Source organism: Halovenus halobia, from assembly GCF_051414135.1.
Lineage (GTDB): Archaea > Halobacteriota > Halobacteria > Halobacteriales > Haloarculaceae > Halovenus > Halovenus halobia.
In genome coordinates, this window is the sequence record NZ_JBLKOA010000001.1 from 321,444 (window position 1) to 347,382 (window position 25,939).

28 protein-coding genes and 1 tRNA gene are annotated in these 25,939 nt (G+C 59.2%); 9 read left to right on the top strand and 20 right to left on the bottom strand.

All coding sequences use genetic code 11. From position 1 onward, the window contains the following. Nucleotides 1-997: 997 nt before the first annotated feature. Nucleotides 998-1,072: transfer RNA gene (locus ACMGFM_RS01750), tRNA-Val, on the bottom strand. Between the two features lie 144 nt (nt 1,073-1,216). Between ACMGFM_RS01750 and tpiA the strand changes: the two genes are divergently transcribed. The 3 genes from tpiA to ACMGFM_RS01765 are packed head-to-tail and all read left to right on the top strand — an operon-like array spanning nt 1,217 to nt 4,388. Continuing rightward, nucleotides 1,217-1,858: a triose-phosphate isomerase gene (gene tpiA / locus ACMGFM_RS01755; protein WP_436900595.1), complete on the top strand. Its 642-nt coding sequence runs from the start codon at nt 1,217-1,219 to the stop codon at nt 1,856-1,858. 51 nt (nt 1,859-1,909) lie between these two features. Continuing rightward, entirely contained in the window at nt 1,910-3,445 is a 1,536-nt protein-coding gene (locus ACMGFM_RS01760) for an NAD(P)/FAD-dependent oxidoreductase (protein WP_436900596.1), read from the top strand. Nucleotides 3,446-3,497: 52 nt separating this feature from the next. Beyond that, nucleotides 3,498-4,388: a 1,4-dihydroxy-2-naphthoyl-CoA synthase gene (locus tag ACMGFM_RS01765; RefSeq protein WP_436900597.1), complete on the top strand. Its 891-nt coding sequence runs from the start codon at nt 3,498-3,500 to the stop codon at nt 4,386-4,388. Here the strand turns inward: ACMGFM_RS01765 and ACMGFM_RS01770 are convergent. Next, nucleotides 4,385-5,203, bottom strand: coding sequence for an aldo/keto reductase (locus ACMGFM_RS01770; RefSeq protein WP_436900598.1), 819 nt, complete (start codon nt 5,201-5,203; stop codon nt 4,385-4,387). The genes ACMGFM_RS01765 and ACMGFM_RS01770 overlap by 4 nt on opposite strands. Before the next feature lie 167 nt (nt 5,204-5,370). Here ACMGFM_RS01770 and aglJ point away from each other — a divergent pair, with 167 nt between their 5' ends. Beyond that, nucleotides 5,371-6,384, top strand: coding sequence for an S-layer glycoprotein N-glycosyltransferase AglJ (aglJ, locus tag ACMGFM_RS01775; RefSeq protein ID WP_436900600.1), 1,014 nt, complete (start codon nt 5,371-5,373; stop codon nt 6,382-6,384). A 66-nt stretch (nt 6,385-6,450) separates the two neighbouring features. On the opposite strand, the gene ACMGFM_RS01780 is transcribed toward aglJ, so the two are convergent. Beyond that, entirely contained in the window at nt 6,451-7,320 is an 870-nt protein-coding gene (locus ACMGFM_RS01780; RefSeq protein ID WP_436900601.1) for an SDR family oxidoreductase, read from the bottom strand. 59 nt (nt 7,321-7,379) lie between these two features. Here ACMGFM_RS01780 and ACMGFM_RS01785 point away from each other — a divergent pair, with 59 nt between their 5' ends. Continuing rightward, entirely contained in the window at nt 7,380-7,937 is a 558-nt protein-coding gene (locus ACMGFM_RS01785; RefSeq protein WP_436900602.1) for an HAD family hydrolase, read from the top strand. Here the strand turns inward: ACMGFM_RS01785 and ACMGFM_RS01790 are convergent, their stop codons facing one another. Both ACMGFM_RS01790 and ACMGFM_RS01795 read right to left on the bottom strand, forming a co-directional pair. Continuing rightward, entirely contained in the window at nt 7,938-8,138 is a 201-nt protein-coding gene (locus ACMGFM_RS01790) for a hypothetical protein (protein WP_436900604.1), read from the bottom strand. 40 nt (nt 8,139-8,178) lie between these two features. Then, nucleotides 8,179-8,859, bottom strand: coding sequence for a DUF5806 family protein (locus ACMGFM_RS01795; protein WP_436900605.1), 681 nt, complete (start codon nt 8,857-8,859; stop codon nt 8,179-8,181). 90 nt (nt 8,860-8,949) lie between these two features. On the opposite strand from ACMGFM_RS01795, the gene ACMGFM_RS01800 reads away from it, so the two are divergent. Both ACMGFM_RS01800 and ACMGFM_RS01805 read left to right on the top strand, forming a co-directional pair. Then, entirely contained in the window at nt 8,950-9,309 is a 360-nt protein-coding gene (locus ACMGFM_RS01800; RefSeq protein ID WP_436900606.1) for a universal stress protein, read from the top strand. After that, a complete protein-coding gene (locus ACMGFM_RS01805) occupies nt 9,306-9,827 on the top strand; it encodes a GNAT family N-acetyltransferase (RefSeq protein ID WP_436900608.1) in 522 nt (173 codons plus the stop codon). Before ACMGFM_RS01800 ends, ACMGFM_RS01805 begins: the two co-directional genes overlap by 4 nt. Here the strand turns inward: ACMGFM_RS01805 and ACMGFM_RS01810 are convergent, their stop codons facing one another. Beyond that, nucleotides 9,828-10,277, bottom strand: a complete 450-nt coding sequence (locus ACMGFM_RS01810; RefSeq protein WP_436900609.1) for a universal stress protein — start codon at nt 10,275-10,277, stop codon at nt 9,828-9,830. 98 nt (nt 10,278-10,375) lie between these two features. Here ACMGFM_RS01810 and ACMGFM_RS01815 point away from each other — a divergent pair, with 98 nt between their 5' ends. Next, complete coding sequence (locus ACMGFM_RS01815) at nt 10,376-10,819, top strand: universal stress protein (protein WP_436900611.1); 444 nt, start codon at nt 10,376-10,378, stop codon at nt 10,817-10,819. A gap of 46 nt (nt 10,820-10,865) precedes the next feature. Continuing rightward, a complete protein-coding gene (locus ACMGFM_RS01820) occupies nt 10,866-11,960 on the top strand; it encodes a DHH family phosphoesterase (protein ID WP_436900612.1) in 1,095 nt (364 codons plus the stop codon). On the opposite strand, the gene ACMGFM_RS01825 is transcribed toward ACMGFM_RS01820, so the two are convergent. The 14 genes from ACMGFM_RS01825 to ACMGFM_RS01890 form a co-directional block, all read right to left on the bottom strand. Continuing rightward, on the bottom strand, nt 11,957-12,178 hold the full coding sequence (locus ACMGFM_RS01825) for a hypothetical protein (protein ID WP_436900613.1): 222 nt from the start codon (nt 12,176-12,178) through the stop codon (nt 11,957-11,959). The two genes, ACMGFM_RS01820 and ACMGFM_RS01825, sit on opposite strands and share 4 nt — an antisense overlap. A gap of 434 nt (nt 12,179-12,612) precedes the next feature. Then, complete coding sequence (locus ACMGFM_RS01830) at nt 12,613-13,029, bottom strand: DUF5807 family protein (protein WP_436900614.1); 417 nt, start codon at nt 13,027-13,029, stop codon at nt 12,613-12,615. 45 nt (nt 13,030-13,074) lie between these two features. Next, entirely contained in the window at nt 13,075-13,269 is a 195-nt protein-coding gene (locus tag ACMGFM_RS01835) for a CDGSH iron-sulfur domain-containing protein (RefSeq protein WP_436900616.1), read from the bottom strand. Nucleotides 13,270-13,348: 79 nt separating this feature from the next. Further along, nucleotides 13,349-15,109 (bottom strand): archaellar assembly protein ArlJ/FlaJ, encoded by a 1,761-nt coding sequence (gene arlJ, locus ACMGFM_RS01840; protein ID WP_436900617.1) that lies wholly within the window; start codon nt 15,107-15,109, stop codon nt 13,349-13,351. Then, entirely contained in the window at nt 15,109-16,788 is a 1,680-nt protein-coding gene (gene flaI / locus ACMGFM_RS01845; protein ID WP_436900618.1) for an archaellum flagellar ATPase motor FlaI, read from the bottom strand. The genes arlJ and flaI overlap by 1 nt, the downstream gene beginning before the upstream one ends. 3 nt (nt 16,789-16,791) lie before the next feature. After that, entirely contained in the window at nt 16,792-17,559 is a 768-nt protein-coding gene (gene arlH / locus ACMGFM_RS01850) for an archaellum protein ArlH (protein WP_436900619.1), read from the bottom strand. 145 nt (nt 17,560-17,704) lie between these two features. Next, nucleotides 17,705-18,925, bottom strand: a complete 1,221-nt coding sequence (locus ACMGFM_RS01855; protein ID WP_436900620.1) for a flagella accessory protein C — start codon at nt 18,923-18,925, stop codon at nt 17,705-17,707. Between the two features lie 75 nt (nt 18,926-19,000). Next, nucleotides 19,001-20,062, bottom strand: a complete 1,062-nt coding sequence (locus tag ACMGFM_RS01860) for an actin-like salactin (protein WP_436900621.1) — start codon at nt 20,060-20,062, stop codon at nt 19,001-19,003. A 135-nt stretch (nt 20,063-20,197) separates the two neighbouring features. Continuing rightward, nucleotides 20,198-21,529 carry a FlaD/FlaE family flagellar protein gene (locus tag ACMGFM_RS01865; RefSeq protein WP_436900623.1) on the bottom strand — a complete coding sequence of 444 codons (1,332 nt, stop codon included), beginning with the start codon at nt 21,527-21,529 and terminating at the stop codon, nt 20,198-20,200. A 108-nt stretch (nt 21,530-21,637) separates the two neighbouring features. After that, on the bottom strand, nt 21,638-22,756 hold the full coding sequence (locus ACMGFM_RS01870) for an actin-like salactin (RefSeq protein WP_436900624.1): 1,119 nt from the start codon (nt 22,754-22,756) through the stop codon (nt 21,638-21,640). Between the two features lie 46 nt (nt 22,757-22,802). Next, nucleotides 22,803-23,267 carry an archaellum stator protein ArlG gene (arlG, locus tag ACMGFM_RS01875; protein ID WP_436900626.1) on the bottom strand — a complete coding sequence of 155 codons (465 nt, stop codon included), beginning with the start codon at nt 23,265-23,267 and terminating at the stop codon, nt 22,803-22,805. Nucleotides 23,268-23,269: 2 nt separating this feature from the next. Continuing rightward, on the bottom strand, nt 23,270-23,746 hold the full coding sequence (arlF, locus tag ACMGFM_RS01880; protein WP_436900627.1) for an archaellum stator protein ArlF: 477 nt from the start codon (nt 23,744-23,746) through the stop codon (nt 23,270-23,272). Between the two features lie 3 nt (nt 23,747-23,749). Further along, nucleotides 23,750-25,108, bottom strand: coding sequence for a FlaD/FlaE family flagellar protein (locus tag ACMGFM_RS01885; protein ID WP_436900629.1), 1,359 nt, complete (start codon nt 25,106-25,108; stop codon nt 23,750-23,752). Between the two features lie 308 nt (nt 25,109-25,416). Next, nucleotides 25,417-25,938 (bottom strand): chemotaxis protein CheD, encoded by a 522-nt coding sequence (locus ACMGFM_RS01890; protein WP_436900630.1) that lies wholly within the window; start codon nt 25,936-25,938, stop codon nt 25,417-25,419. Between the last annotated feature and the right edge of the window lies 1 nt (nt 25,939).

The following is a 25,939-nucleotide window of genomic DNA, read 5'->3' on the forward strand; positions in this document are numbered from 1 at the left end:
CGAGAATCGGAGAAGCGCGCCACAGGAGCGTAACTGTGGCCGCCTGCTGGAACAGGCGACCGCGCTTCTCGGAGGCGAGAAGCAATGCAAGATACAAGAGAATCACACAAAGAAGTTACTGGGAATCGTTCGAACGACCACCGACACACATCATTGGGAAGAGGCAGATGACTCGGCGATATCGCGACGCTGCGTTTCTTCGTGAACAGTACGTTCGCAAGCAGAAATCGGCTCCTGAGATTGCAGTCCTCTGTAACGTCTCTTCAAGTACGATCAGCCGCTGGCTGGATCGTCATGAAATCGAGCGCGACCGTCGATATCAGGACCGAGAATGGCTTCTCCGACAGTATGTCTTCCGACGGCGTGGCCAACAGGAGATAGCAGCGGATTGTGGGGTCGCAAAGACGACAATCTGTTACTGGCTCTCACGACACGAAATCACTGATGGCGAATCTATGGAATCTGATACGTGCGAGTCCTGCGGAAAATCGTTCCGGTACTATCCCTCTGTTGGAGACTGAACATTCTGCTCAACTACGTGCGCCAATGAAACACGGAAACGGCAGGTTGAGGTCACCTGCCCGAACTGTGAGACGTCTTTCGAGCGCTGGGCGTCACTTGACACTGAATACTGTTCCATGGCTTGCTGGGGCGAAGATTACAAAACTAACACTGACGGCTACTATCTCGGACTTTGGCGACAACAACGAGAAAAAGCCCTAACACGTGATAATTATGAGTGCACGGTTTGTGGAATCACAGACGAAGCACATCGAGCGAAATTTGGCCGTGGGCTGGAGGTCCATCATGAGACTCCTGTTCGGTTATTTAAAAAGTGGGACAAATCTCCAGAAGACGCCCATGTATTGCGGAATCTCACGACTGTATGCCGGACACACCATCCAGATGCACCCGGTAATACTGTTGACCCGAGTGATTCATGATGATATAAACTTGGTTGCCGACTCTTGAGAGAATATGTAAGAAATTTGGGGAGTGGGTTTGGGCAGATTTGAACTGCCGGCCTCCTCCATGTCAAGGAGGTGTCATAACCGAACTAGACCACAAACCCTCGCTTGCAATCACCAGTTGATGGCAGGGACAATTAAAGGTCACGAATTAGTCCCAACGCCCTCTGGGGGTGACCCGTTTTCAGTGTGCTGGCCGTCACAGCTACGACGCAACCTATTTGTCTCCGCCGGTCACGAACAGCAGTATGTTCGTCCTTGTCAATTTGAAAGCCTATCCCTGTGACCCTGTTGCGGTGGCCGAGGCCGCTGCCTCGGTCGACAGCGGTCCCGCTGAGGTTGCTATCGCCCCGCAGGCCGCTCACCTCTCGGCCGTCGCCGACACTGGGGTGCAAACATGGGCCCAACACGTCAGCCCAGTCGAGCACGGCAGCCATACCGGAAGTACGCTCGCCGAGGCCGCCGCCGACGCCGGCGCGACTGGCACGCTGCTCAACCACTCCGAGAACCGCCTGAAATTCGCCGACATCGACGGCAGTCTGGCCGCCGCCGACCGTGTCGACTTCGGAACCTGCGTCTGTGCGAACAATCCCGACCAGATTCGCGCGGCGGCGGCGCTCGGTCCTGACGCTGTCGCTGTCGAACCGCCGGAGCTCATCGGCACCGGAACGCCCGTCAGCAAGGCCGACCCGGATATCGTCCGCGACGCTGTCGAGGCCGCCGAGTCGGTCGACCCCAGCGTCGATGTCTACTGCGGCGCTGGAATCTCGACGGGTGAAGATGTCGTTGCCGCCCGCGAACTCGGTGCAGATGGCGTCTTGCTGGCAAGCGGCGTCGCCAAAGCTGACGACCCCGCAGCGGCGCTGCAGGACCTCGTCGCTCCGTTGTAAGTTACCGTTGGATGACACAGGGTCTTTGTCCGCCCGGACCAAGAGTTAGGTATGCGTGTTGCCGTACTCGGCGCAGGATACGCCGGACTGACAGTCGCCCGCCGCCTCGAACGCTTACTCCCGCCAGCGGTAGATATCGTCGTCGTCAACGAGTCGACCGACCACCTCGTTCAGCACGAACTCCATCGACTCATTCGCTATCCTGACCTCGAATCAGCCATCACTGTCTCGCTCGAGAAGATTCTCTCTCGCGCCGAACTCAGACAGGCAACGGTAACCGACCTCGATACCGACGCCGGCACTGCCACGCTTGAGACTCCCGATGGAACCGAAGCGCTCGAATACGACCTCGCTGCGGTCTGTCTCGGCGCTGAAACTGAATTCTACGGGCTGGATGGTGTCGAAGCGTACGCCACGCCGTTGAAATCAGTCGACGATGCCACAGCAATTCGGGAGTCAGCGCTGGACAGCGAGGGAGAAAACGCCATCGTCGGCGGTGGCGGACTTTCCGGGATTCAGGCCGCTGGCGAACTCGCAGCACTCTCGGACCGCGAGGAGTTGGACCTCGATGTCCGAATTGTCGAGATGGCCGACCGTATCGCACCGGGGTTCGACGAAGCCTTCGCCACGGCAGTCAGAGAAGAACTCGAAGCCCGCGGCGTCACCATCGAGACTGGCGTTGCGGTAGACTCCGCTGACGAGGAAACGGTCAATCTCGACGATGGACGCTCGCTCGGCGCAGCGGTGTTCGTCTGGACTGGTGGCATCCGCGGCCCAGCGGCGATGGGTGGCGAGCGCCGCGCTGCTGCCCGGGACCTCCAAGTCAGCGACAGTACCTTCGTCGTCGGCGACGCAGCAGCCCTCACTGACGAGAACGGCCAACCTGTGCCGGCAAGCGCACAGACTGCTACCCGCCAGGCCCGCGTCGCGGCGACAAACATCGCCGCGCTTGCCGGGGCAGACGGTGCTGATATCTCGGTCGACACCGCGGTTTCCGACGAAGGCAATGACGGTGACGATGTCTCGGAGACGCCGCTCGAATCTCGCCCCGAACTGTCTGTCTACAACCCCGAAACGGCTGGCTGGGTCGTCAGCATCGGCGACGGCGCAGTCGCACAGGTTGGCCCCTTCATCTTCAGCGGTGAACCAGCCAAGGCGGCCAAAGCCGCAATTGGCGTCGGTCATCTCGGCTCCGTCGGTGCAATCCGGCAGGCCTCCGAACTGGTCGCCGAGGAACTGGACTGGCCGACCGCGGGCGGCAAACTCGACGCCTTCGATGGCAAACCCGCCGACAGACTCCCAACAGACCCGGGGTCGCCGAGCGAACTTGGCGGGCCAGCATTTGCTGTCCTCGCCGCCGTCCAGCAGGTAGTCGGCGACGGCCAATCCATCGACCTGACGGCGCTGACGCGGCCGACTGACCGGAGCTATCCCGGCAATCCGTTCGCAAATGTTCAGCAAACGCTCGTCGACTCCTTCGAGGCTGCCTTTGGAGGCTCTACAGAGACCGGCGAGAGTGTCGAAATTGATGTTGTCGAAGATGGCGCGTCAGAGAGCGACGGTGCGGACGCCGACGACGGAGAGTAAGCCCCGACTGGTCGACAACAACCATTTTGACCGGCCCGTCCCGATGTGAGATATGGTTTCGGAACTGTTCGACGACTCGCGCTGGGAGTCTGTTTCGGCGTTCGATTTCACCGACATTACCTACCACCGCGGGACTGACGTGCCCGCGGTCCGCATCGCCTTCGACCGTCCGGATGTGCGCAATGCCTTCCGCCCGGAGACGGTTGACCAACTGTACACGGCGCTGGACCACGCCCGCAAACAGCCTGACGTTGGCTGTATCCTCCTGACTGGCAACGGCCCCTCCTCGAAAGACGGCGGCTGGGCGTTCTGTTCCGGCGGCGACCAGCAGATCCGTGGCGAGTCGGGCTACGAGTACGAGGACGACGACAACACGGCGTCACAGGCCGGCGTTGGCCGCCTCCACATTCTCGAAGTCCAGCGACTCATCCGATTTATGCCAAAGCCGGTCATCTGCGTCGCGCCGGGGTGGGCGGTCGGCGGCGGCCACTCCCTGCACGTCGTCTGTGACATGACGATTGCCAGCGAGAACGCGGTCTTCAAACAGACTGACGCCGACGTTGGTTCCTACGACGCTGGCTTTGGCTCTGCGTATCTCGCCCGGCAGGTCGGCCAGAAGAAGGCCCGCGAGATTTTCTTCCTCGGCCGCGATTACGACGCCGAAGAGGCCGCGGAGATGGGGATGGTCAACGAAGTCACCGACCACGAGGAACTCGAGGATGTGGCGCTGGAGTGGGCCGACGCCATTACCCGCAAGTCACCGATGGCGATTCGGATGCTCAAGTACGCCTTCAATATGATTGATGACGGGATGGTCGGCCAGCAGGTCTTTGCCGGCGAGGCCACGCGACTGGGCTACATGACCGAGGAAGCCCAAGAGGGTCGAGACGCCTTCAACGAGAAGCGGGAACCGGAGTTCCGGCAGTTCCCGTGGCACTTTTAGACGCCTAGCTGCCCGCGAACCATCGACATGCCCGTCTGGAGGAGGGAAGGACGAGTTATTTGGTCGTGCTCCGCTCGCGTGAGTTTGAAATCGAAGATGTCGATGTTGTCGGCCAGATGTGACCGAGAGGTCGACATCGGGATTGTCATCACGTTCTCGTGTTGAGTCGCCCACCGAATCGCAACCTGTGGACCGCTCTTGCCGTACGCGGTGCCGATGTCGGCGAGCAGTTCGTCGTCGATGGCACCGCCGTTTGCCAGCGGACTGTACCCCGTCAGAATCACATCTTCTTGCTGGCAGTACGAGAGCAGTTCGCGCTGTGGCCACCACGGATGAAAGAGCACCTGGTTCGTGAAGATGCCCGTATCGGTCAGTTGCTGGGCCCGTTTGAGTCGGTCCACGCCGAAGTTGCTGACACCGATAAAGCGGGTCAGGTCTTGGCGCACACACTCGTCGAGTCCATCGATGACTGTCGGCAGGTCCGCCAGCGGGTGCGGCCAGTGAATCAACAGCAGGTCGACCTGCTCGACATCGAGTCGCGCCACGCTCTTTCGCGCTGACTCCACGATATCGTCGACGCTTCTGTTTTGGGGATTGACCTTCGTCGTCAGGAATAACTCCGAACGGTCGACGTCTGATTCGGCGATGGCTCGCCCGACACCGCGTTCGTTCTCGTACAACTGTGCGGTATCGACGTGGCGATAGCCCTCCTCCAGTGCCATCGAGACGCTCTCGTAGGCAACTTCGGTCTCCATCTGCCACGTCCCGACACCGACTTTCGGGACGTCGACGCCTGATTTTGTGACGTATTCCATACTGTAAATAGGGTCTGAATACTCAAAGTGGTATTGATTGGTGTTCGTGACCACTGCACACAGTAGCCGTCCATCTGGCTGAACGTCCCCACGACGACGGGTCAATTTTGCCCACCCGCTACCGGACGAACACGTACGTTTTTTTGTGTCAGTCATCAACTGTGGGTATGGTCGACCGAGAGCAGGTCTGTGTCCTCATCCCGACATACAACGAGGCCACAGCAGTTGGTGATGTGATCGAGCGGTTCAGAGCGGTCGGCTACGAGAACATTCTCGTCATCGACGGCGGGTCGACAGATGGGACACGAGAAGTTGCCACCGACGCTGGCGCACGCGTCGTCCAGCAGAGCGGCGACGGAAAGGGCCAAGCCGTCCGGGAGGCGGTTGGACTGGTCGAGGCACCGTACGTGCTCATGATCGACGGTGACGCGACGTACCGCCCAGAGCAGGCTGACAGACTGGTCGGACCACTCTTCGATGGGGTGGCCGACCACGTTATCGGCGACCGCTTTGCCGACATGCAACCAGGCGCCATGAGTCGGCTGAACCAGAGTGGCAACCGCATCATCAACCGCGTGTTCAGCGTCGTCCACGGCCGGGACCTGCAGGACATTCTCAGTGGTTACCGCGCGTTCACCACCGACTCCTTCGAGCGACTGTCGCTGTCGGCCGACGGCTTCGGCATCGAAACCGAACTCGCCGTCGAGTGTGTCCGCCACGACATTGTCACGACGGTTGTTCCGGTCACCTACGAGCCCCGTCCCGAAGGGTCGGAGACAAACCTCCGGCCGTTCCGCGACGGCGGCAACATCCTGATAACGCTGTACCGACTGGCGAAAAAGAACAATCCAATCTTCTACTTCGGTAGTGTCGGCTTCCTCAGCGGCCTCGTTGGGTTCGTTCTCGCAGGCTTCGTCGCGTTCTCCTGGGTTGTATATGGCATCTCCCGGGAGGTGATTGCGCTGGCCAGCGGCGTTGCTATCCTCTTTGGCCTGCAACTGGTGATGTTCGGCGTGTTGTCTGACCTGATCGTCACAGCAAACCGCCAACAACGCCAGCAGTTCCAGCGTATCGAGCGCCGAATTGAGGAACTGGACCGTGACGACTCCCCTCCGGAGCCAGACGGACCTGGTGCCGTCGACACTGACGACACAGTTTCGGTCACGGACGAGTCGGAGTAGTATGGCAGTGCTGGCGCTGTCGGGCTGCTCGGTACTGGACCGAATAACCGGGGAGCGAGTCGCAGCTTATTTGGGACTCTCGTAATCCGGGTTGGTCATCTGTGCCGACATCGGTGCCGGGTCGCCCTCGGTGAGATTGTACTCCGAGAGGTCCTTGACGCCGGCCTCCCAGAGCAGTTCTTCGTCGTAGACCGCGTTGCCGGTGAACTCGGCAGGGTCGCGGTTCAGGATTTCGAGCACTGTGTCGGAGACAATCTGTGGCGTTCGCCAGTCATCTTCCGTCCCCATCCCGAAGTACCGGGTCGCGCGTGTATCGATAGCTGTTGCGGGCCAGAAGGCGTTACAGCCGATGTCGAAGTTGCTCAACTCGCCGGCCAGCGAGAGCGTCATGAAGGTCATCCCGAGTTTCGACCACGTGTAGGGCCCACTGCCAGGTGCGCGGTCGGTCTTGATCGGCGGCGCGTTCGTCAGCACCCACGTGTCTTTGTCCTCGATGCTCTTGAGGTGGTCAACGAAGTAGTGGCAGGTGAGATACGTGCCACGAACGTTGACGTCGTTGAGCAGGTCGAAGCGATTCGGCGGCAGGTCTTCGATCTTTTCTGGCTGAATCGCGCTGGCGTTGTTGATGACGATATTGATTTCGCCAAAGTGGTCGATTGCTTCTTCGACAGCAGACTCGACGTTTTCTTCTTCGCGGACGTTGAGTTTGATTGGCAGTGCCTCGACGCCGTGTTCCTCGGCTTCGCGGGCGGTCTGCTCGATACTGCCTTCGAGGTCTTTTTCCTCTTTGTAGTCGTCGTTCTCGCTGGTTTTGCCGGTCGAGACGATGTTACAACCCTGCTTGGCGAGGTCCAGTGCGATGGACTTGCCAATACCGCGGGTTGTACCTGTAATGAAAGCTGTGCTGTCTGAAAGATCTGGCTTGTCGATACCCATCTTGCGCTGGTTCGACGGCCGCCCTAATAAGGCTGCCCGTATTCGTGACCGAAGCCCATATGATTGGGCTTGCCTTACGGCCAGCCGTGACAGCGGAGTACGAGGCAGTCGTCTACGACCTTGACGGAACACTCGCCCGACTCATTGTCAACTGGGGGCAGGTCCGTGACGACGTAGCCTCGAAACTACGTGCTCGTGATGTGGATGTCGCGGAGATGGACCTGTGGGAACTGTTCGAGCACGCTCACGGCGGCCCCCTCCAGCGCGCCGTCGAGGACGCGATTCAGGAACACGAACGCGAGGGCGCGCGCCGCTCTGAACGACTGGCTCTCGCTGACGAACTTCCCCTCGACGTTCCCATTGGGGTCTGTTCGCTCAACTGCGAGGCAGCCTGTCGAATCGCACTCGAGATGCACGGACTCGACAGGCACGTTCAGGCTATTGTCGGGCGCGATACCCTCGATTCGTACAAGCCAGACCCAGAGCCACTCCTGCACACGATTCAGTCACTCGATTGCTCACCAGCCTCAGCACTGTTTATCGGTGACTCCGAGACTGACGAGATCGCCGCCGACCGCGCTGGTGTGGACTTCCAGTATGTCTCCGACCGGCTCTGATTACAGCGCTTGCTGTGCGATCCAGTAGACTGCGATTGCCGGAGCGAACACCCACAGCAGCACGAATCCAATTGTCTCTGAGGAGGGCGCGGAACTCACCACGGCGCTGTAATAGAAGAGTGCGGCCGTCGACACTGTCCCGGCGATTGCCCCGAGATACTCCGGGTCTCGCCAGGTCGTCGGAAAGCCACGCTCGGTCATACGACTGACTGGCATTGACAACAAATTAGTACTTTTGGTCTCACGTGTCGCTGGCATCGAACTCGTGTCCACACTCCGGACAGCAGACGTCGTCGTGTCTGAGTTCGACGCTGTGTTGGCGCACATCCCGCATCACTTCGGTAATGCGGTCTTCGGCTTCGAGTTCCTCTTCGACAGAGAGATTGACGCCTTCGACTTCCAGCAGGAACTTCGCCACCTCGGTGGCTTCGTACATCACATCGTCCAGTTCTTCTGCGGTGAAGAACTCAGACATTGCGCCGTAGAGGAAGGTTGCGCCGGACTTGCGGACTTTCTCCTCGAAGGAGTGCCGGGCCTGATTGACAGCCTGTGGGCTGTAGGTGTCGGTCATGAAAGGGACGAGATGCGGAAGGTTCTCCCCGATTTTGGTCATCTCGACACCAGTCTCGGTCCGGAAGTCAGCACAGAGACGGGCAATCGCCCACTCACGGGCCGTGATGTAGGTGCGTTCACGGAGAAACTCGTTCGCCCGGTCGTAGGTGCTCCCGTCGATTTTCGAGAACTTAGTGTAGGCTTGGACATCTTCGGGGACGTCTGGTTCTGGGGTCGTCTCTGCGTTGGCCGACTCATCGTCGCTGACGAACTCCTCGGCGTCCGGTGTCGGACTCTCGGGGTTCTGGCTCGGTTCGGCTTCCTCGCCCTCGGGGTTTGCGTCGGCGTCGTCGCCTGCGTTCGTTGGCATATCCGAGGCTGGTTCGCCGTGGTGAAAAACGTACGTGCTCTACCGGGTGCCGCCGCTGTGCTTTTATATACGGCGGCCGACAGTTCAGATATGCGTGTCCTCGTCGGGATCGAAGATACCACCCACGGCATCGAGGCGCTGGAATCGACAGTCGAACGCGCCAAGCAGACCGGCGACCAACTGACAATCGCCATCTATGCGGCCGACGGCCCACTCGACGAGACAGTGTCAGCCGTTCGCGACCGTATTCAGACACTCGGCGTCGACTGTGGAATCAAACGCATCGAATCAGACCCAGGGAGTCGATTAGTCGAACTCGCCGAGCGCGAAGAGTTCGACCAAATTGTCCTCTCAGGCGGGCAACGAAGTCCACTGGGGAAAATCAAACTCGACGACGTTCACGAATTCGTCCTCATGAACTCCCGAACGACGGTGAAACTTATCAGATGAGCGTGGAATATCCCGACGAACCTGTTGACGGCTTCCCAGCCCCGCCCCGAACGATTACCGACGGCGAGGGTCGCGAAATCGAACTCAGACAGGCCGATAGTGACACTGAGGCACTTGTCGAGATGTATCTCAGTTTCGACTCCGAGGACCGGGCACAGGGGATTCCTCCGACGAGAGAGCCAGACATCCGAGACTGGCTTGACGCCGTCATGACCGCGGAGGAACTGAACATCATCGCCTGGCACGAAGACAGCGCTGTTGGCCACGTGATGCTCGTTGGTGACGACGAGGGTGCCTACGAACTCGCGATTTTCGTCCTCCAGCCATACCAGGGTGCGTCGATTGGTACCGCACTGGTGGAGACGGCACTGGGCGGTGCCGCTGAGGAAGGAATCGAGTGTGTCTGGCTCTCTGTCGAACGCTGGAACAAACCGGCGGTCAACCTCTACGAGAAGATCGGCTTCGAGGCCTGGGAAAACGAGCGCTTCGAGCGGATGATGTCGCTCCGGTTAGCCTGATCAGACCGACAAGACAGGCTGTTCTGCGTATTCGAGCACGTGCAGCGCGGCTTTTCCGAGCACCTCGTCGGGCGACCCGTGAGCAGTAACGCGCGGGACGACCAGAAAGTCCGCCTCAAGATTGTCGGCAACAGTCAAGATAACACTACCCGGTGTCTGGTCCAGTCGGTCCTTCGAGAAGCCGATAGCACCGGACTGGGTGAGTGTCACCGACCCGTCCTCGGGAAGGTGCTGACGAGCGTGGCCGGTGATCCATTGCTGTCGGTCGGCGACGACCTCACTTGGCAGGTCGCCAGTTTCGAGACCGCGGACGATCCGTTGGTCAATGACGTGCAACAGGTGAAGATCCGCGTCGTATCGGGCCGCTACTTCGGCGGCGCACGCGGCGGCTTCGGCGGCTTCTTGGGTGTTATCGGCCGCCGACAGCACAAGGTCAATCTCGGGGGTCATTGTCAATTCTGCGGAGGGCCGAATAAAAAAACCCGCCGGTCAGCTACCATCCGTCTGGAACCCACCCGTTTTTTGCCCTGCCTGCCGATGGGTGGAGTATGTTCGATACTGTGGTTATCGCGACCGACGGCTCCGAGAGTGCTGCCCGGAGCGTCGAGACGGCAGTCGATTTCGCCCGACGGTTCGAGGCTGAGGTCCACGCGTTGTATGTCATCGACACCGACGAAATCGAAAACTCTCCTGCCGAGATCCGTGAGGACCTCGCAACTGCCATCAAATCCGCGGGGGATGACGCACTCGCTTTCGCCGAGGACGAGGCAGGTGGCGCGATCGAACTTGTCACGGCCGTTCGCGAGGGAGACCCACATACAGAGATTACGACTTACGCCGACGCAGTTGACGCTGACGTGATTGCGATGGGTACCCGGGGCCGCGACGGTGACCACGCCTTCCTGCTCGGCAGCGTTGCCGAAGCAGTGGTCCGCTCGGCCTCACAGCCCGTGTTGACCGTCAGACAACTCGAAGACGCTGAACCGGCCTGAGTCGGTCGACCGGCGTCCTTTTGAGGGTTGCTCTGCTGGATTGAGTATGAAAGATTGGCTCATCGACGACGACAACCTCTCTCTCGGTCGGAAATCTCTCCTCCCCGGAGAGGGCTTTTTCCGACCGGACTCAATCGAAGCTGAACAGGAGGAACGCGAAGCAGCCGAGACACTCGCCGACGCCTCGGTGATTGTTGTTGCCGACCCCGACGCCGACGGACTCGCGTGTACGGCACTGATTCGTGCGGCCCTCGGTTCGGGAACGCTGCTCCCGACCAGCCCCCACGAACTCCGGGAGTCGTTCGAGTGGATTGCCGAGTACGCGCCGTCGGAGGCCAGACTGTTCATCTGTGACCTCTGTCCCGACCGGACTGGTGATATCGCGGACCTCCCCGCCGTAGTTGACCGTCTCGGTGGGGCGACGTGGTACGACCACCACCAGTGGGACGAGGACCTTGCCGCCGAGGTTCGCGAGAGTGGTGTCGACCTCACCGTCGGTGACTCTGATGCGGTCTGTACTGCCGATGTTGCGCTGTCGGAACTTGACGCCGAGTTCGACGACAGCCTCGTCGACCTGGCCGCAGTCACCCGTGACCACGACCTCTGGATTCGCGACGACGAGCGCTCGGACGACCTGGCGGATTACGCCCACTGGGTCGAACCCGAGGAGTATATCGAGACGGTGCTCGAACACGGCCCAGACCTGCCGCCCGAGGCCGCGGAACTACTCGCCGAGCGCCGCGTCGAGAAAGAAGCGCTGATCGAGAAAGCCGTCGACCGCGCCGAGATTCACGACATCGGACCGTGGACGGTCGGTGTGACCTACGGTCGCTGTTCGCAAAACGAGGTTGCCGAGGCGCTCCGAGAACAGGGCACGGACGCGGCTGTCATCGTCAAACCTGCTGGGTCGGCGTCGATTCGTGGGACCGACTCCTTCGAGCGCTGTCACGAGGTTGCCGAACAGGTCAGCGGCGGCGGCCACCCGAAAGCGGCGGGTTGCAAGCCAGAAATCTACGATGACATGCTCGATTACGCCCACCACTGGACGACGCAGGGTGCGGTCGCAAAACAGACTATTCTCGAGGCGTTCAAGCGCCTCGCGGCGGAAACGGATGCACAGGCGAGCCAGGCTGAAGATTAGTTTCCACCAACGGCGACGAGCCTGAAGCCCCACTCGTAGTCGGTCCAGTCCCGATTGTCTGCTTCCGAGCCGGCACGATATGACAGCTCGAATCGAAGCTCGTCTGGGAGCTGGTCCGGATTTTTGTTGATATCGTTGACGACAACAACTCGCTCGACTCTCGTGCTTTCTCCCGGTTCTAGCGTCCCGACCTGATACTCTTCGGTCCGAGCGATCACCTCAGTTTTCGTCCACCAGCCGTCCCTGAAGCCGTAGAACTGGCCGCCCGCCCCGAGTAAAATAAATCCGTTCGCACGGGCATCGAGGCCCAGCGCACTCCGTCGTTCCCCGTAAGCGATTCTCTCGTCACTCTGGTTCGTGAGCTCAGTTCGAGTCTGAGCGGGCGCCGCTCGTCTCGAAGCCCTCCGTACAGGACGTTCACGGTATGTTCGAGCGGTCTCCCGTCGTCGGTTTTGTCGTTCCGTGCCTCGTATGTCATCATCGGTGTCCCTTGGTCGGTATCGTCTCCCCTGTCTGGGGAGTCAGCGTTCCCGACACAGCCAGCTGCGAGACCAGCTACCGCCACGCCGGTGGCGGCGAGATACCGTCGTCGGTCCATGTCTCGCCTCAGATTGCCCAGCAACGAGACGTTTGCGGTCACTCAAGCGACGGTTTACGCGTCGACGACCCACTTGTCGGAATATCGCGTCCCGCAGTCACATGCGACGTAGGCGTGGATGACGGGCCCATCAGCGTAGATGCCACCAACCTCCTCGTTCTGTTCTTCGGCGAAGGCGAAGATGAACTTCGGTGCGTGGTCGTCGCCCTCTGGACAGGTCGCTGCCGTGCAGTCCTCAGTCACCGACCCGTCCTGCTTCATCGCCTCCTGTGCGAGTGCCATCGGGTCGATACCGGTCGCTTGCTGGAAGACACTCCGGGCCTGGTCGCCGTCCATCACCAGCACGATGCCTTCGGCCACGCTCTCGCCGTGTGCTTGCAAGGCTTCAGCGTTCGAGACACTGTCCTCGTGCAGGAAAATGTGAATGTCCGACGGCCGCTCGCCAGCCAAAAACGCCTCGCGTTCGCTCATTGGCACATCATCTGCTTGCTGGCCGAATAAGCCCTCTGGAATCCGCTACTCCTCGGCGTAGTTGGTCTCGGCAATCTCGCGGCGCTCGCCGTCAGGGCTGTCATCCTCGTACCTGTTGACTGTGCCCTCGTCTTTGTCTGCTGTCATCTTGTGCGACCCGTCACAGAGTGGCTTTTCCTCGGAAAGCCCGCGGCGACAGATGAACGCCTTGCCGTCGTTGCCGAAATCACTTTCATCCATGGCTGTGGTCTCGTCTCCTCGTGAGTAATCTCTCGTGCCACACAGGGCAGACGACCGCGACGTCATCAAAACGGCAGACTCAGACCGAGAGGAAACTGCTGACGACAACCCGTGTCAAGATTGCAGTTAGCGCCGCAATCCACGCCAGCGCGACGAAGTGTACGTAGCTGTTGATCTTGTGGCCGCCGTCGACGGTTCGGATCATCAGCGACGATAGCATCGCCGAGAACATGATAACGATGACCAGCAGAAACTCGATAAGCGGGATGTTGTACATGCTCGTACTGATGAGTGAGCTCGCGCTGAACCCGCTGCCGCCGGCGTTACCCAAATCGAGTTGCATGTTACTCAGAATACGAACGACTTCGAGGCCGATGAAAAACGCGAAGGTCGCTGCTGCGTTGATTCCGTGGAGCAACCCGACCATCGTCGTTGCTGCCTGGTTACGCTGCTGCCGGAGACGGTTCACTTCGCTCATGTTCTCACCGATTAGCTCGCCGAGAATTTGTGGGTCGCCACCCATCTCTCGGCCGATGAGATACATCTCGCTGAACGTCTGGATCAGGTAGGAACGACAGTCAGCGGTGAAGTAGCGCCACGCCTCCGCCGGCTCGATTCGCATATTCAGCCGTTTGTACAGGTCGTCGATGTTGTCGGTCAGCGGGCCGAAGTCTTTCTCGCGTAGCGTCTGGAGTACGTCAGAACTGGTCGATTGTTTGACCGACTCCGTCGTCCCCAGCGCCCTGATGAAACTCGGGAACTCGTCATCACGGGCCTTGACGAGTTTCTCCTGTCGGTACAGCACAATCCCGGGGATGAGTAGTGGAGTGATCGGAATCACCGCGTACAGTGGGAGCGGCATCGGCGTGCCGAAAAACGGGACAATCATCGAGATTCGAACTGGGAGGATTCCGAGCAATCCGCCGTAGGTGACGAACGCCAGCACACCACAGAGCGCAACACCGGTCCAGAAACTCGCTCGAATCCGGGGCTTTGCCTTCGAGGGTTTCTCTGGCGGGTGGTACCACCGTGGGTCGTACGGCGAGAGCGACCGCAGTGCCATATAGAAGCCAGTCTGGATGAAGATATACATCACGATGACCGCGCTGACGGTCATCGTCGGATTCGTCCCTGTCAGCACCGGCAGCACGACTGCGAACACCAGCGCGAACGTCATCGAGAGCACCATCGACAGGTAGAGGTCTTTCATCACGTCGAGGTTGTTCAGTGTCGATTCGTAGACCGTCGCGTACTCCTGAATGATGCTCTCCTGCTCGGTCAGCAGGTACTCACGGAGTGACTGCCCGGCGCTGATGGTGTAGGCGAGTCGCTCGAAAAAGTCTGCCACCGTTTCGCTCGGGACTTCCTGTGCCCGGCGTCGGCAGGCGTCGTCGAGACTCTGGTTCCAGGTATCGACGAGTTCGACGACCCGCCCCATCTCCTTGGCGAGTTCGCCGTACTCCTCTTCCTGAGCCAGCGACCGAAAGACCTCCATCCGGTCGATTTTCGTGATTGCCAGCACGGTCATGTGTGTAACCATCAGGTGGAACTGGTTGTTGAGTTGCCGACGGCGCTGGCTGACCAGAATCTTCGGGTAAAACACCGCCGAGATAAAGGCGAGCAGTCCGAGCAGCGGAATTGGCACGCGAACGACCAGCGGTTGGCTGCTGAGCAAAAGCGGCATGAAGATGGTCACGAGGAAAAACGCCAGTGCTGGGACGAGAATGAACGTGACGTATTGGCCCATCGGCATCTCCATCCGCCGGTAGGACTCAAGCAGCGACTTGATGTTCTCGGTAATCGTCAGGTCAAAGGCTGGGTCCGCACTATCGGTGGCCATTAGTCTTGCCTGTAGATGTCGAAGGGGAGTCCCTCGACACCGTCTCGCTGGAAGTCAGTTATCAGTTCGTTTACTTCGTGGTAGCCGACGATTCCCTCCTGAATCGCCCGCTCGATAATCCGCGCCCGGAAATCCAGGTCGTCGTAAATATCTCGGGTGTCCTCGTAACCCAGCAGGGTCGCAATCTGTTCTTCGAGGACGTAGGAGTTGTTTCGACCCTGGAAGACAATTTCGTCCTCGACGGGGTCCCAGTAGAAGGCCTGGCGGGTCACGACGCCGTCCATCTCCTTGGAGTAGCCCTCGATTTCCTGCACCGAGGTAACCCGTCGAAGCACGTCATCGCCCTGTTTGACACGATTCTGGAACAGTGCAACGTCGGCGTTATCCATGAACGTCTCGGGAATATTGATCGGGTCACCCGTGAATCGCTGAATCATGGAGACGATATCGCTGGCGTGGAAGGTCAGCATCACCGGGTGGCCGGTCTGTGCTGCCTGGAACGCCATCCGACCCTCCTCACCACGAACCTCGCCCACGATGATGTAGTCAGGGCGAGAACGGAGGGCGGCCGCGACGAGGTCGAACATCGTAATCGACGTGGACTCGTCGTCGCCCTCACGAGTCAGCAGTTGTTGCCACGTGTCGTGTGGCGGCATGACCTCTGCGGTGTCCTCCGCGGTGTAGACCTTCGAGTCCCGCGGAATAAACGACATACTCGCGTTCAGCGTGGTCGTCTTCCCTGACGCTGTCTCCCCAACGACGAAGACGGTCTGCTCGTTTTCGAGACAGAGCCAGAGATACGCCGCTAACTCGGGGCTGAGCGTGCTCCAGGCGGTAATCTGGAAAATCGATAGCGGCACCTCGTCGCCCTGACGAATCGTCAGTGAGGGGCCTTTGAGGCTCACGTCGTCCGAGTAGATGAGGTTGAGACGTGACCCGTCGGGCAACGTCGAGTCCACAATCGGGTCGCTGTCGGACACTGGGTCACCCATCCGCTCGCCCATGTTCTTGAGCCACTGGTCGAAGTGGTCGTCACTCTCCCACTCGACAGTCGTCTCGAGCATGCTGTAGACCGAGTGGTCGGTGAAACACTGGTTTGGCCCGATAACGTGAATATCCTCGTTGGCCGGGTCGCGCATTACCGGTTCGAGCGGGCCAAGTCCGACAATATCGCGGTTGAGCCGATAGCGGATGTTCTCGTAGGTCTGTTCGGTCAACTCGACTTTGCCTACGTCAGTAATATTCTTCAGCCGCGTTAGAACGCCACCATCTGCCTCTTCTTCGGGTTGTTTGATCTTCGTCGTCTCCTCCATCAACTCCTCGATACGGTCGTCGTACTCCGCCTCGTCCTGTGGTGCGGGCTTGGTGACGCTGCGTTCGAGCAGTTTGTCTCGGACTTTGTTGAACACGGACCACTCATCGTCGGACAGGTCAGGTTCGATGACGTAGTATTTCATATCCTGTCCGACATCGCCGTAGATGTGACAGTAGATGGGTCCGCCGACGGGATAGAGCACGTTTGGCCGCTGAGACTCGTACTCGTCGTCGGCTTCTTCGATGAACAGCGGAAACTCCCCCGTAATCTGCTTGAACTTCATCAGATGCTCACGGAGATGTGGCCGTCGGGCCGCGTGTTGTCTGAGTTCATCTGAGGGAGTTGGCTGTCCGTGGTCTGTCATAAGTTAGGCGACACTACGTGATTCGATGACGATACCGGTCCCCTGTCGGACGGAGAAGCCAATGGTGTCACCCACCTGCTCACCCATCCCCGCAAACCGCAAAACGTTGACCTGCCGCCGGGTTTCGTTGCCGACTTCGACCATCTCTAACTCGATGAAGACGTCTGCAATCGAGCGGAACGGACCGAGTGCCTCCTCGTCCAGTGTCGTCGGGTCGACAGTCAGGATGATGACCTTGCCTTCGGAGATGATATCACGGAAAAACGAGATAATCTCCAGTGCGGCTTGGCGCTCCTCGTTCTGTCGGACCAGCGCCTCGAACTTGGGGTCGTTCCGGAGGATGGCGTCGAAAGTATCGATAATGACGACATCAGAGTCCCACATCACTTCGGCTTCCATCAGTCGTCGAAGTAGCTCTTTCCGGTCTTCCTCGTCGTCGTCGTCCATGGTGAAGGTGTTTTTCGAGTCACCGATGGCGGCGTGCAGGTAGAGGATGTTCTCGTCGAGCATGTGGTCGACCATCCCGTAGTCAAGCGAGTGCATCTGTTCGAGGAACGAACCGACAGTCAACTCTGTCGATAGCAGTGAGACCATCGTGCCTTCCTCGCACAGCCCGTACGAAAAGCGCTGGCTCATCGCAGACTTGCCGGCACCGTATTCGCCCTCGACGAGGACGATGCTGCCGGGCGGAAGTCCGCCGCCGAGTTCTTTGTTCAGTCGATCTCGCTCGCCAAGTCCAATCGAGTATAAATCCTGTTGTGCTAGACTCATCGTGACACTCCCTGGGTATCTGGTTGTATCGGCACCTGCCGCTCCGCATTTGCTCGTGCTCGCTGCTCAACTACAATGTTTGTGAGTAACCGGGTTAACGGTGTTGGCTGGTGTACGACCCCCACAATTTCTCCGATGGCGGGGCTCACAGTGAGTCACCACCACCGAAGATGGACGCCTGCGTATCCTCGCCTCCCCTGAGTTGGTCGATGTACGCGAGGCTCTGCCTGTGGTGCTCGGTCGAGAGCGACCCTTGGTGGCCGTGCTCGAACTGGCCGAGGTGGGCTTCGAGTTCGGTCGCAACGGTTTCAGTCACCCAGTCAATCGTCTCGTAGTACTGGATTGCTTCCGACGCACCCCGAGCACCCACTTCGTCGACGAGATATTCCAGCCACTCGACGACGACCAGATCACCAGTGATGCCGCCCGGAACCTCCCGAAGATACGGCTTTCCGGCGGTCGATTCCTCAGTTTCGGAGGTCGACGAACCAGATTGTGTTTTACTCTGGCTTGGGGCTCCGTCGTCCGCTCGGCTCACCTGTTGATCGTCAGGTTCGCTGGAGGCGGTATCCTCTGCAAGCAACTGCTCGTCGCCCATCTCGTCGCCCATTTCGTCGCCGTCCGCTGTCGGCGTCTCCTCGGTTTCTTCGAGGCCATCGTCAAAGTCGCCGCCCATCTCTTCAAACTCCTCGCCGGCCTCGTCGAATTCCGAAGCCTCATCGAAGTCGTCGTCGAACTCCTCACTCTCGTCGAGGCCATCGTCGAACTCCTCGGTCTCTTCGACCTCGGCTTCAAATTCGTCGGCGTCGTCGAGGCCGTCGGCTGTCTCCTCGTCAATCTCACCGAATTCGTCGCTTTCGTCTTCTTCGACGAGGTCGTCGTCGAAAAAGCCCTCAGCGTCGGCGTCGGCGATATCCTCGTCGACACTTTCCTCTTCTTGCTCTTCGTCGTCGGCGAACAGGCCAAATGAGCTATCCTGGGCGTCCATCTGGCCGCCACCCATCCCGCCGCCGCCCATCTCGTCGGCGAAGGGGTTGACACCGCGGGTTACCATCTCGTAAATATCCAGTAACTTCCGGACATTCTCTTCGACTTCTTCGACGCTATTGGAAATTTGCTCGTTTTCGTTGCGAACGGTATTGACCGTCGAAGAGAGACTCCCAACCTCGTTTTCGAGTTCGTCGAGTCGGTGTTCGAGTTCGTCGACGTTGCCGCCACCGCCGCCTGCCATCTCGTCGCCACCCTCCATGTCGTCGAAGCCGTCGTCCAATCCGCCCAAATCGTCACCGCCGTCGTCGAGGTCCCCGAGGTCCTCGCCCCCGTCGTCTAACTCTCCCAACCCACCAAGGTCGTCGCTACCACTCATTGTAGCGCACATTCGCGCGTGCGCCTATTCAATCCACCGTTTTTGCTATCAGTCTTGATAATAGTTCCGGGATAGTTACCGGACCAGCCGCGACGCAATCCGCTGTGCGCCGATGGCTGGGGCAATGTCGGGCCGGTCTGGCGCGGTTACCGCTATCTCCGCGTCGACAGCCTCACGGAGCTGTTGCTGACACTCCTCGACAAAGCCGGGTACGCACGCCATGCCACCAGTGAGAACCACTGGTTGATCCAGTGCTAACCGCTGTACGCGTCGGTACTGGCCAGACAACTGCGGGAGGAACTCGCCGGCGAAGTATGCCACGACGGTGTCGAGGTACTCCTCGACCGGGTCCATAATTGAGCGGCCGATTGTAAACTCGTGGCGGCCACCGCCCTGTTGCTGTATAACGTCGGTCAGTGGCTCGAAACCCTCGAAACTGGCGTGCTGTTCTTTGTACTCTCGGGCGGTGTTGATGTCGATGTGGACCCGGCTCTGTGTCTCATTTTCGACGTTGCTAATGATTTTCCGGTCGACCTCGTTGCCCGAGACTGCTGCCGTTCGGTACGGGGCGACCTGTTCGCCACGGCGGAAGGCGGCGGCCTCGACGTGTGTTGCGCCGAGATTCATCGCTGCAAATACCGTCTCGATGGCCTCCAGGCCGTCGCCGAAGGCCGGAATCGCGCCACACAGCATCTCTGGGTAGCGCTCGATTCCTCCCGTTCCAATCGGACTGTCCGCAATCACTCGGCCCAGGTTTTCCTGCCCCGTCGCGTTCTCGCTGAGTGGCGTGACGTAGACGACGACGCTGTCTTCAGGAACGTCGTGTGAGTTGAGGACGGCATCGAAAAACTGTGCCGTGCGCTCGGTCTGCTGACTCGAATCAGGCAGTCCCGACCGGAGTGGGAACTCGACGCTGTCGGGATACTCCGTCGCGGCACTGTCACCGTACGCATACTTCGTCTCGCCGGTAATCGGATTCTCGTACTCCGCCAGACAGGTTAGTGTCCGGATAACCTGTACACCGCCGTCCGGTGCTGGAAACGCGATAACAGTCCGTGTCGAGCCGATTTTGACACCAACGGGCACCGGTGACCCACCGTCTGTGGCTGGCTGTCGTCGCCGGTCGGTGTCAGTCATGTCTCACTGTTTTAGACACTCAGTGATATAACAACCGGAAGGAGATTACGTGAGGCTGCCGCCGCTGAGTTCGCTGTTCTGTCGGTCTCTCTCGCCGAGTCCAATCGAATACCGGTCTGTTGAGTGAGCTTCAGCTTACTCTTCGCTTGCGTGCTGGAGTTCCTCGACGTAATCGAGGCTCCGGAGGTGGTGTTCGACCGAGAGTTCCTCCTGGTCTGGCTCCTCGAAGGCGGCGAGATACTCGTCCAGTTCCTCGACTGCCTCCTCGGTCAACCAGCCAATCGTCTCGTAGTACTCGAGTGCGCGAACAGTTCCGCGAATGCCGACCTCCTCGACGAGATACTCCAACCACTCGACAGTCATCAGTTCCGTCGAGATATTTTCAGGAAGCGACTCGACGTACGGTTTGCCGTCGCCAACCTCTGGGCTCCCAGTCGGAGATTCCGTGCCCGGGGCGACTGCTGGGGACATCTCCGACTCCTCCGTGGACGGCTCAGACGTGCTCGCCGCCTCGGTCGGCGCTTCGTCCATCTCGAACGATAAAACCGGCTCAGTGTCCGGTTCTGGCCCAGATTCGACGGCACTCTCTGTCGACGTTGTCGTGTCCGGTGTCGACACGTCAGCGTCGGTCGGTTCGAGCAACTGCCCACCATCGCTGGCGGCCTGTGTCGCCCGTCCGTCTGTGTCGATCATTTCTTCAGTCCCAAACTGCGCTCCGTCTTCGGTGTCCGTCTCGACGGGCGTTTTCGTCTCGAAAACTGCCTCGAACTCGTCGTCGATACTCTCCTCGGTCCCAGACTCGTCCGGTTCCGACCGTTCGGCCTGTTTCTTGCGCTGGAAGGCGTCTTCTGGCTCGTTGCCGGAGGCGACGACTTCCTCGACGCTGTCGACACAGTGTTCCTCTCGAATCTCTGCGTCAGGGCTGTCGAACAGCTCTGTCGCGCTGTCGTCAGCGACCTCAGTTTCGATTTCTTCGATCTCGTCTTCTTTCGAGAACTCCTCGTCTGTCTGGTCGTGTCTGACCGCAGCCGAGTCAGGCTCTTCGGACGCGTCGTTCGCGAAGGGATTGGCCCCGCGAGTCGCCATCTTGTAGAGGTTCAGCAGCCGTCCGGTGTTCGCTTCGATATCCTGCACACTCTCTGAAATTTGCTCGTTTTCGTTGCGGACAGTCTTGACCGTCGAAGAGAGGCTGTCGACTTCGGTTTCGAGTTCGTCGAGTCGGTGTTCGAGTTCTTCGTCGCTCTCCTCGGTCGCTTTGGCTGGGTCCTGCGTGGCTTCAGCGTTGGCAAAGCTGGTTGTGCCACCGTCACTGATCGGTTCAGCGGTGGGTTCGTCGGTCAGGACTGCGCCCCAAAGTACCCGGGCAAGTACGGCCAGCACGACCGCCAGCCCCACAGCGACCGCGACGGTCGCCGTCAGATCCTGCTGCAGTAACTGCAGGATACTCTCGAGGACAGTCGTATTCATAGTACAACTATGACGGATGACACTCTTGAATGTACCGTCTCCAGCATCACAATTGACACTAACCTACAGTATCGTCAGAACAGACAGCAAACCAGAAACGCGCTGTCGTTACAGGTTGCTGGCGAGGCGGGCTGCGATTCGCTGTGCGCCGATGGTCGCTGAGAGGTCTGCTCTGTCCGGGGCGATGGCGTCGATCTCTCGACCCAGTTCTTCGCTGGCGCGCTCCTCGAATTCTTCGACAACGCCGGGGATGCAGGCCATCCCGCCGGTGAGCACGACAGGCTGGTCGAGGGCAAGCTGGTAAACCTTCATGTGGTCGCTGGCCAACTGTGAGAGGAAGGTGTTAGCGAACTCGTCGACAACCTCGTCCAGATACTCGTCGACGGCCTCCATGACAGACCATTCGATGGTGAACTCGTGGCGGCCACCACCGGGCTGCTGGATGATGTCCGTGAAGGGCTCGAAGTCCACGAAGTCGGCGTGCTGTTCTTTGTACTCTCGGGCAGTGTTGGTGTCGATGTTGACTCGGCCCTGAGTTTCCTCTTCGACGTAGTTGGCGATGGCGCGGTCAACTTCGTTTCCGGTCGTTGCCCCGGTTCGGAACGGCGAGAGCTGTTCACCGCGGCGGTAGGCGGATGCTTCGAGATTCGTCGAACCAAGGTTTAGTGCGACGAAAATCTCTTCGACAGCTTCCAGTTCGTTGCCGACGGCCGGAATTGCGCCACACAGCGACTCGGGGTAACTCTCGATGAGCTGGTTACCGATTGCGCTCTGTTCGATGACCTCACGCAGGTTCTCGATTCCCGCCGGGTTGTTGATCGTCGGAACAGCGTAGACGACGACGCTGTCTTCGGGAATATCGTGTGACTCGATGACCGAGTTGAAAAACTGTTTGGTGAGTTCGGCGCGGTCCTCGTCCTCTGGGAGACCCGAGCGAAGCATGTACTGCACCTTGTCGGGGTACTCCGTCGCGGCTTCCTCACCGTAGAGATATTTCGTCTCGCCGGTCAGTGGGTCTTCGTACTCTGCCAGACAGGTGAGCGTCTGGATCGTCCGGAGCCCAGAACCGTGCTCCGAGGGAAGGGCAATCACGGTTCGGGTGCTCCCGAGTTTCACGCCGATTGGTGTTGCTCCGCCTGACGATGCTGTTCCAACGTCTCCCGCCGTCTCCTCATTCTCTTCGTTTTCCGGGCTCTCTTCTGCCTCTGAATCTGCCTCGCTACTCATACAAGCGGCTCTTGAATGCGCTGAAATATATAACAACCGGTCGCCACTACGCTGGCTCTTCCCAGATAAAGACATCTTCGCCACCGCCAACGACGACCTGTGCCCGATTCTCTCCGGGATCGATATTAACAGATGACACGTCGACGACGATTCTGAGGACGTCACCCTCACTCCAGATCTGTGCGCCATCGAGCAGGCTGATCCGGCCCGAGCCAACTCCTGTCACAAATTGGCCATTTATGAGGATATCAATATCTTCAGGTCGTGTCGATAAATCTGAACTGCCAGTATTCTTGACGTATAGGGTGACGTTACTGTCGTTGACCGCTGTCGCGCCGGCGTCGTTGATAATCGTGATGTCAGACCTGATGTCGTCGCTGGTCGCCAGTCCCTGGTCTTCGATCGCGTCGCCGATATCGTTGACAGTCGATGTCAGCAGTCCCGCAACGGACGCGGCAACGAGCATCGCTGCGATAAACAGAATCAACTGTGAGACTGAAACACTTGCCACTGTTAGTTCACCTCTGTGATGGTCACTGTATCGGCGATTTCTGTCTGGGTAACAAGTTTGACCGTGTCTCCCACATCGAACGAGTCAGGCAAGTCGGGGTCGTTGCCGTTGAACGTCAGTGTCAGTTGCTGTTGTGGCACCCAGAGATCTTCTCCGCTTGGGTTACTCAGCGTCAGATTCTCTGCCCCGAAACTGACGAACGTTCCGTTAATCAACAACGACAGCTTTGACGGTTGTAACGGCTCTGCGCCGGTGTTGTTCGCGGTGATCGTCAACTCGCTCGGATCCTTAGTTGTGTTGTACACTGCCGTTCCCAACTCAATCTCGGTATTCAGCGTCTCGATGTTTTCCTCCTGTGTGTCGACTTCAGCCTCCTGAATCTGGTCCATCGCTCCCATCGTGGCTGTGTAGAACGTGCCGAACGAGATCAACAGGGCGACAAACAGCAGGGCTGTAGCACCACTGACGCTGAACCCCATGTGTTAGCGCTTGCGTCCTCCAATCGTTTCGAGTCCAGCAGTGGAGACGTTTCCGTTGAGCTGATTGATGAATTCGAGGCTCTGTTTGTGGTGGTCGATCACGAGCGAACCGCGGCCAGTATCCTGAAGGCCACGGAGATACTCGTCCATCGCCGTTGCAACGTCCTCGCTAATCCAGCCGACTGATTCGTAGTAGTTCAGCGCCTTCGAGGTTTCGCGAATACCGGCCTCGGAGACAAGGAATTCGAGCCACTCGACGACGATCAGGTCCGCAGCGAATCCGTCCGGAAGCGTCGCGATGTAGGGTTTTCCGTCGCTACGGGACCCGCTCTCGGGCGTCTGCGTGGACTGGGTCGTCGTCTCGACTGTTTCTGTCGTGGTCGGTTGCGTTTGTTCGGTCGTCGCTTGGGCTGGTGCCTCCTCGACAGTTTCGTCGAAGAGGTCATCGTCGCCGAGGTCATCATCCGTCTCGTCGAACTCGTCGGTCCCCTCGACTTCTGCGTCCGATTTGGCAACCTCCTCGAAGCCACCGTCGTCAAAGTCGTCATCAACCTCCTCGAAGCCACCGTCGTCGAAGTCGTCATCAACCTCCTCGAAGCCACCGTCGTCGTCGAGGTCTTCTTCTTCGTCCCAGTCGGCTTCTCCGGATTCGTACTCGTCTTTGAGGTCTTCGAAAGAGGTCCCGCCGCCGTCGTCGGCAGACTCCTCGGACGTGTCCTCGAGGTCCTCGTCCATCCCACCGAAGTCATCTTCTTCTCCTTCTTCGACGAGGTCGTCGTCGAAAAAGCCCTCAGCGTCGGCGTCGGCGATATCCTCGTCGACACTTTCCTCTTCTTGCTCTTCGTCGTCGGCGAACAGGCCAAAGGAACCGTCCTGGGCGTCCATCTGACCGCCACCCATCTCGCCGCCACCCATCTCGTCGGCGAATGGATTGACACCACGGGTCACCATCTCGTAGATGTCGAGCAGTTTGCGGACGTTCTCTTCGACTTCTTCGACGCTGTTGGAAATTTGCTCGTTCTCGTTGCGAACGGTATTGACTGTCGAAGAAAGGCTGCCAACTTCGTTTTCGAGTTCGTCGAGTCGGTGTTCGAGTTCGTCGACATTGCCGCCACCGCCGCCGGCCATCTCGTCGCCACCCTCCATGTCATCGAAGCCGTCGTCCAATCCGCCCAAATCGTCACCGCCGTCGTCGAGGTCACCGAGCCCACCGAGGTCGTCGTCACCACCACCGCCGTCCATTCCGCCGCTCTCTTCTCCCATCAGGCCGCCGCCACCGCCGCCGAGGTCGTCACCGCCGTCGAGGTTCTCTTCTTCGTCCTCGTCGGCCATAATCGAGTCGACCATATCACGAATACTCATCCTGACCACCCCGGGCGCCGGAGCTCTGGCGCCCGTAAGCAAGCCAACCCCAGGGCCTGCCGGCTGCGGGCGGACAGAGAGCTAGTTGTCGCGCTGTCTGACCTACTCATCATACACATAGGTCCGGACTTACGCTCTTGAATGTATTGTTTCTGGTATCGCAATTGATAATATTCATTTTGTTTCAAAACTAAGTTGGTGAAACTTACGTGCCAAACTCGAAATAAAGAGCGCGCAGCCGTTCGCGGCTACGAACTGTTGGCATGAGAGCTGTTGTCTGTCAGCCGTCTGACGCAGGCGCAGTCCACTCAGAGTCGCTGGTCGTCGCGGTTCGCGCTTTTGACCAGCAGGTCACCGGTTTCGGTTTCGATACTGAGTGACCGGCCGTGGTCACCACCGACATCTTCACCTACAATTGGAATTCCAGCGTCCGACAGCGTTTCTTTGACCGTGGTGATGTTGCGGTCGCCAATCCCAGAACCGCCTTCGGAGAAGTCGAGCATGTCGCTACCCCCCGCAATCTTCGCTTCCAGTTCGCCCGGTCGTGCGCCTGCGGCGTCCATCTCCTCGATAAGCAGTTTCGTTCCTGTGTCTGCGAACTTCGCAGGCTTTCCATCTTCCATTTCGTCGGAGACGGGAAGCATGACGTGAATCAGTCCTGCGATGTTCGTCTGCTCGTGATACAGCGCCACGCCAACGCAGGAGCCGAGTCCGCTCGTCGTCAGTTCGGCTGTGTCAGTCGCCACTTCGTACTCGGCAATCCCAACTTTGATTCGCTCCGGTTGGGCGTCGGTTGCTTGCTCGGTTTGGCTCCCGTCGTAGACTTTCATG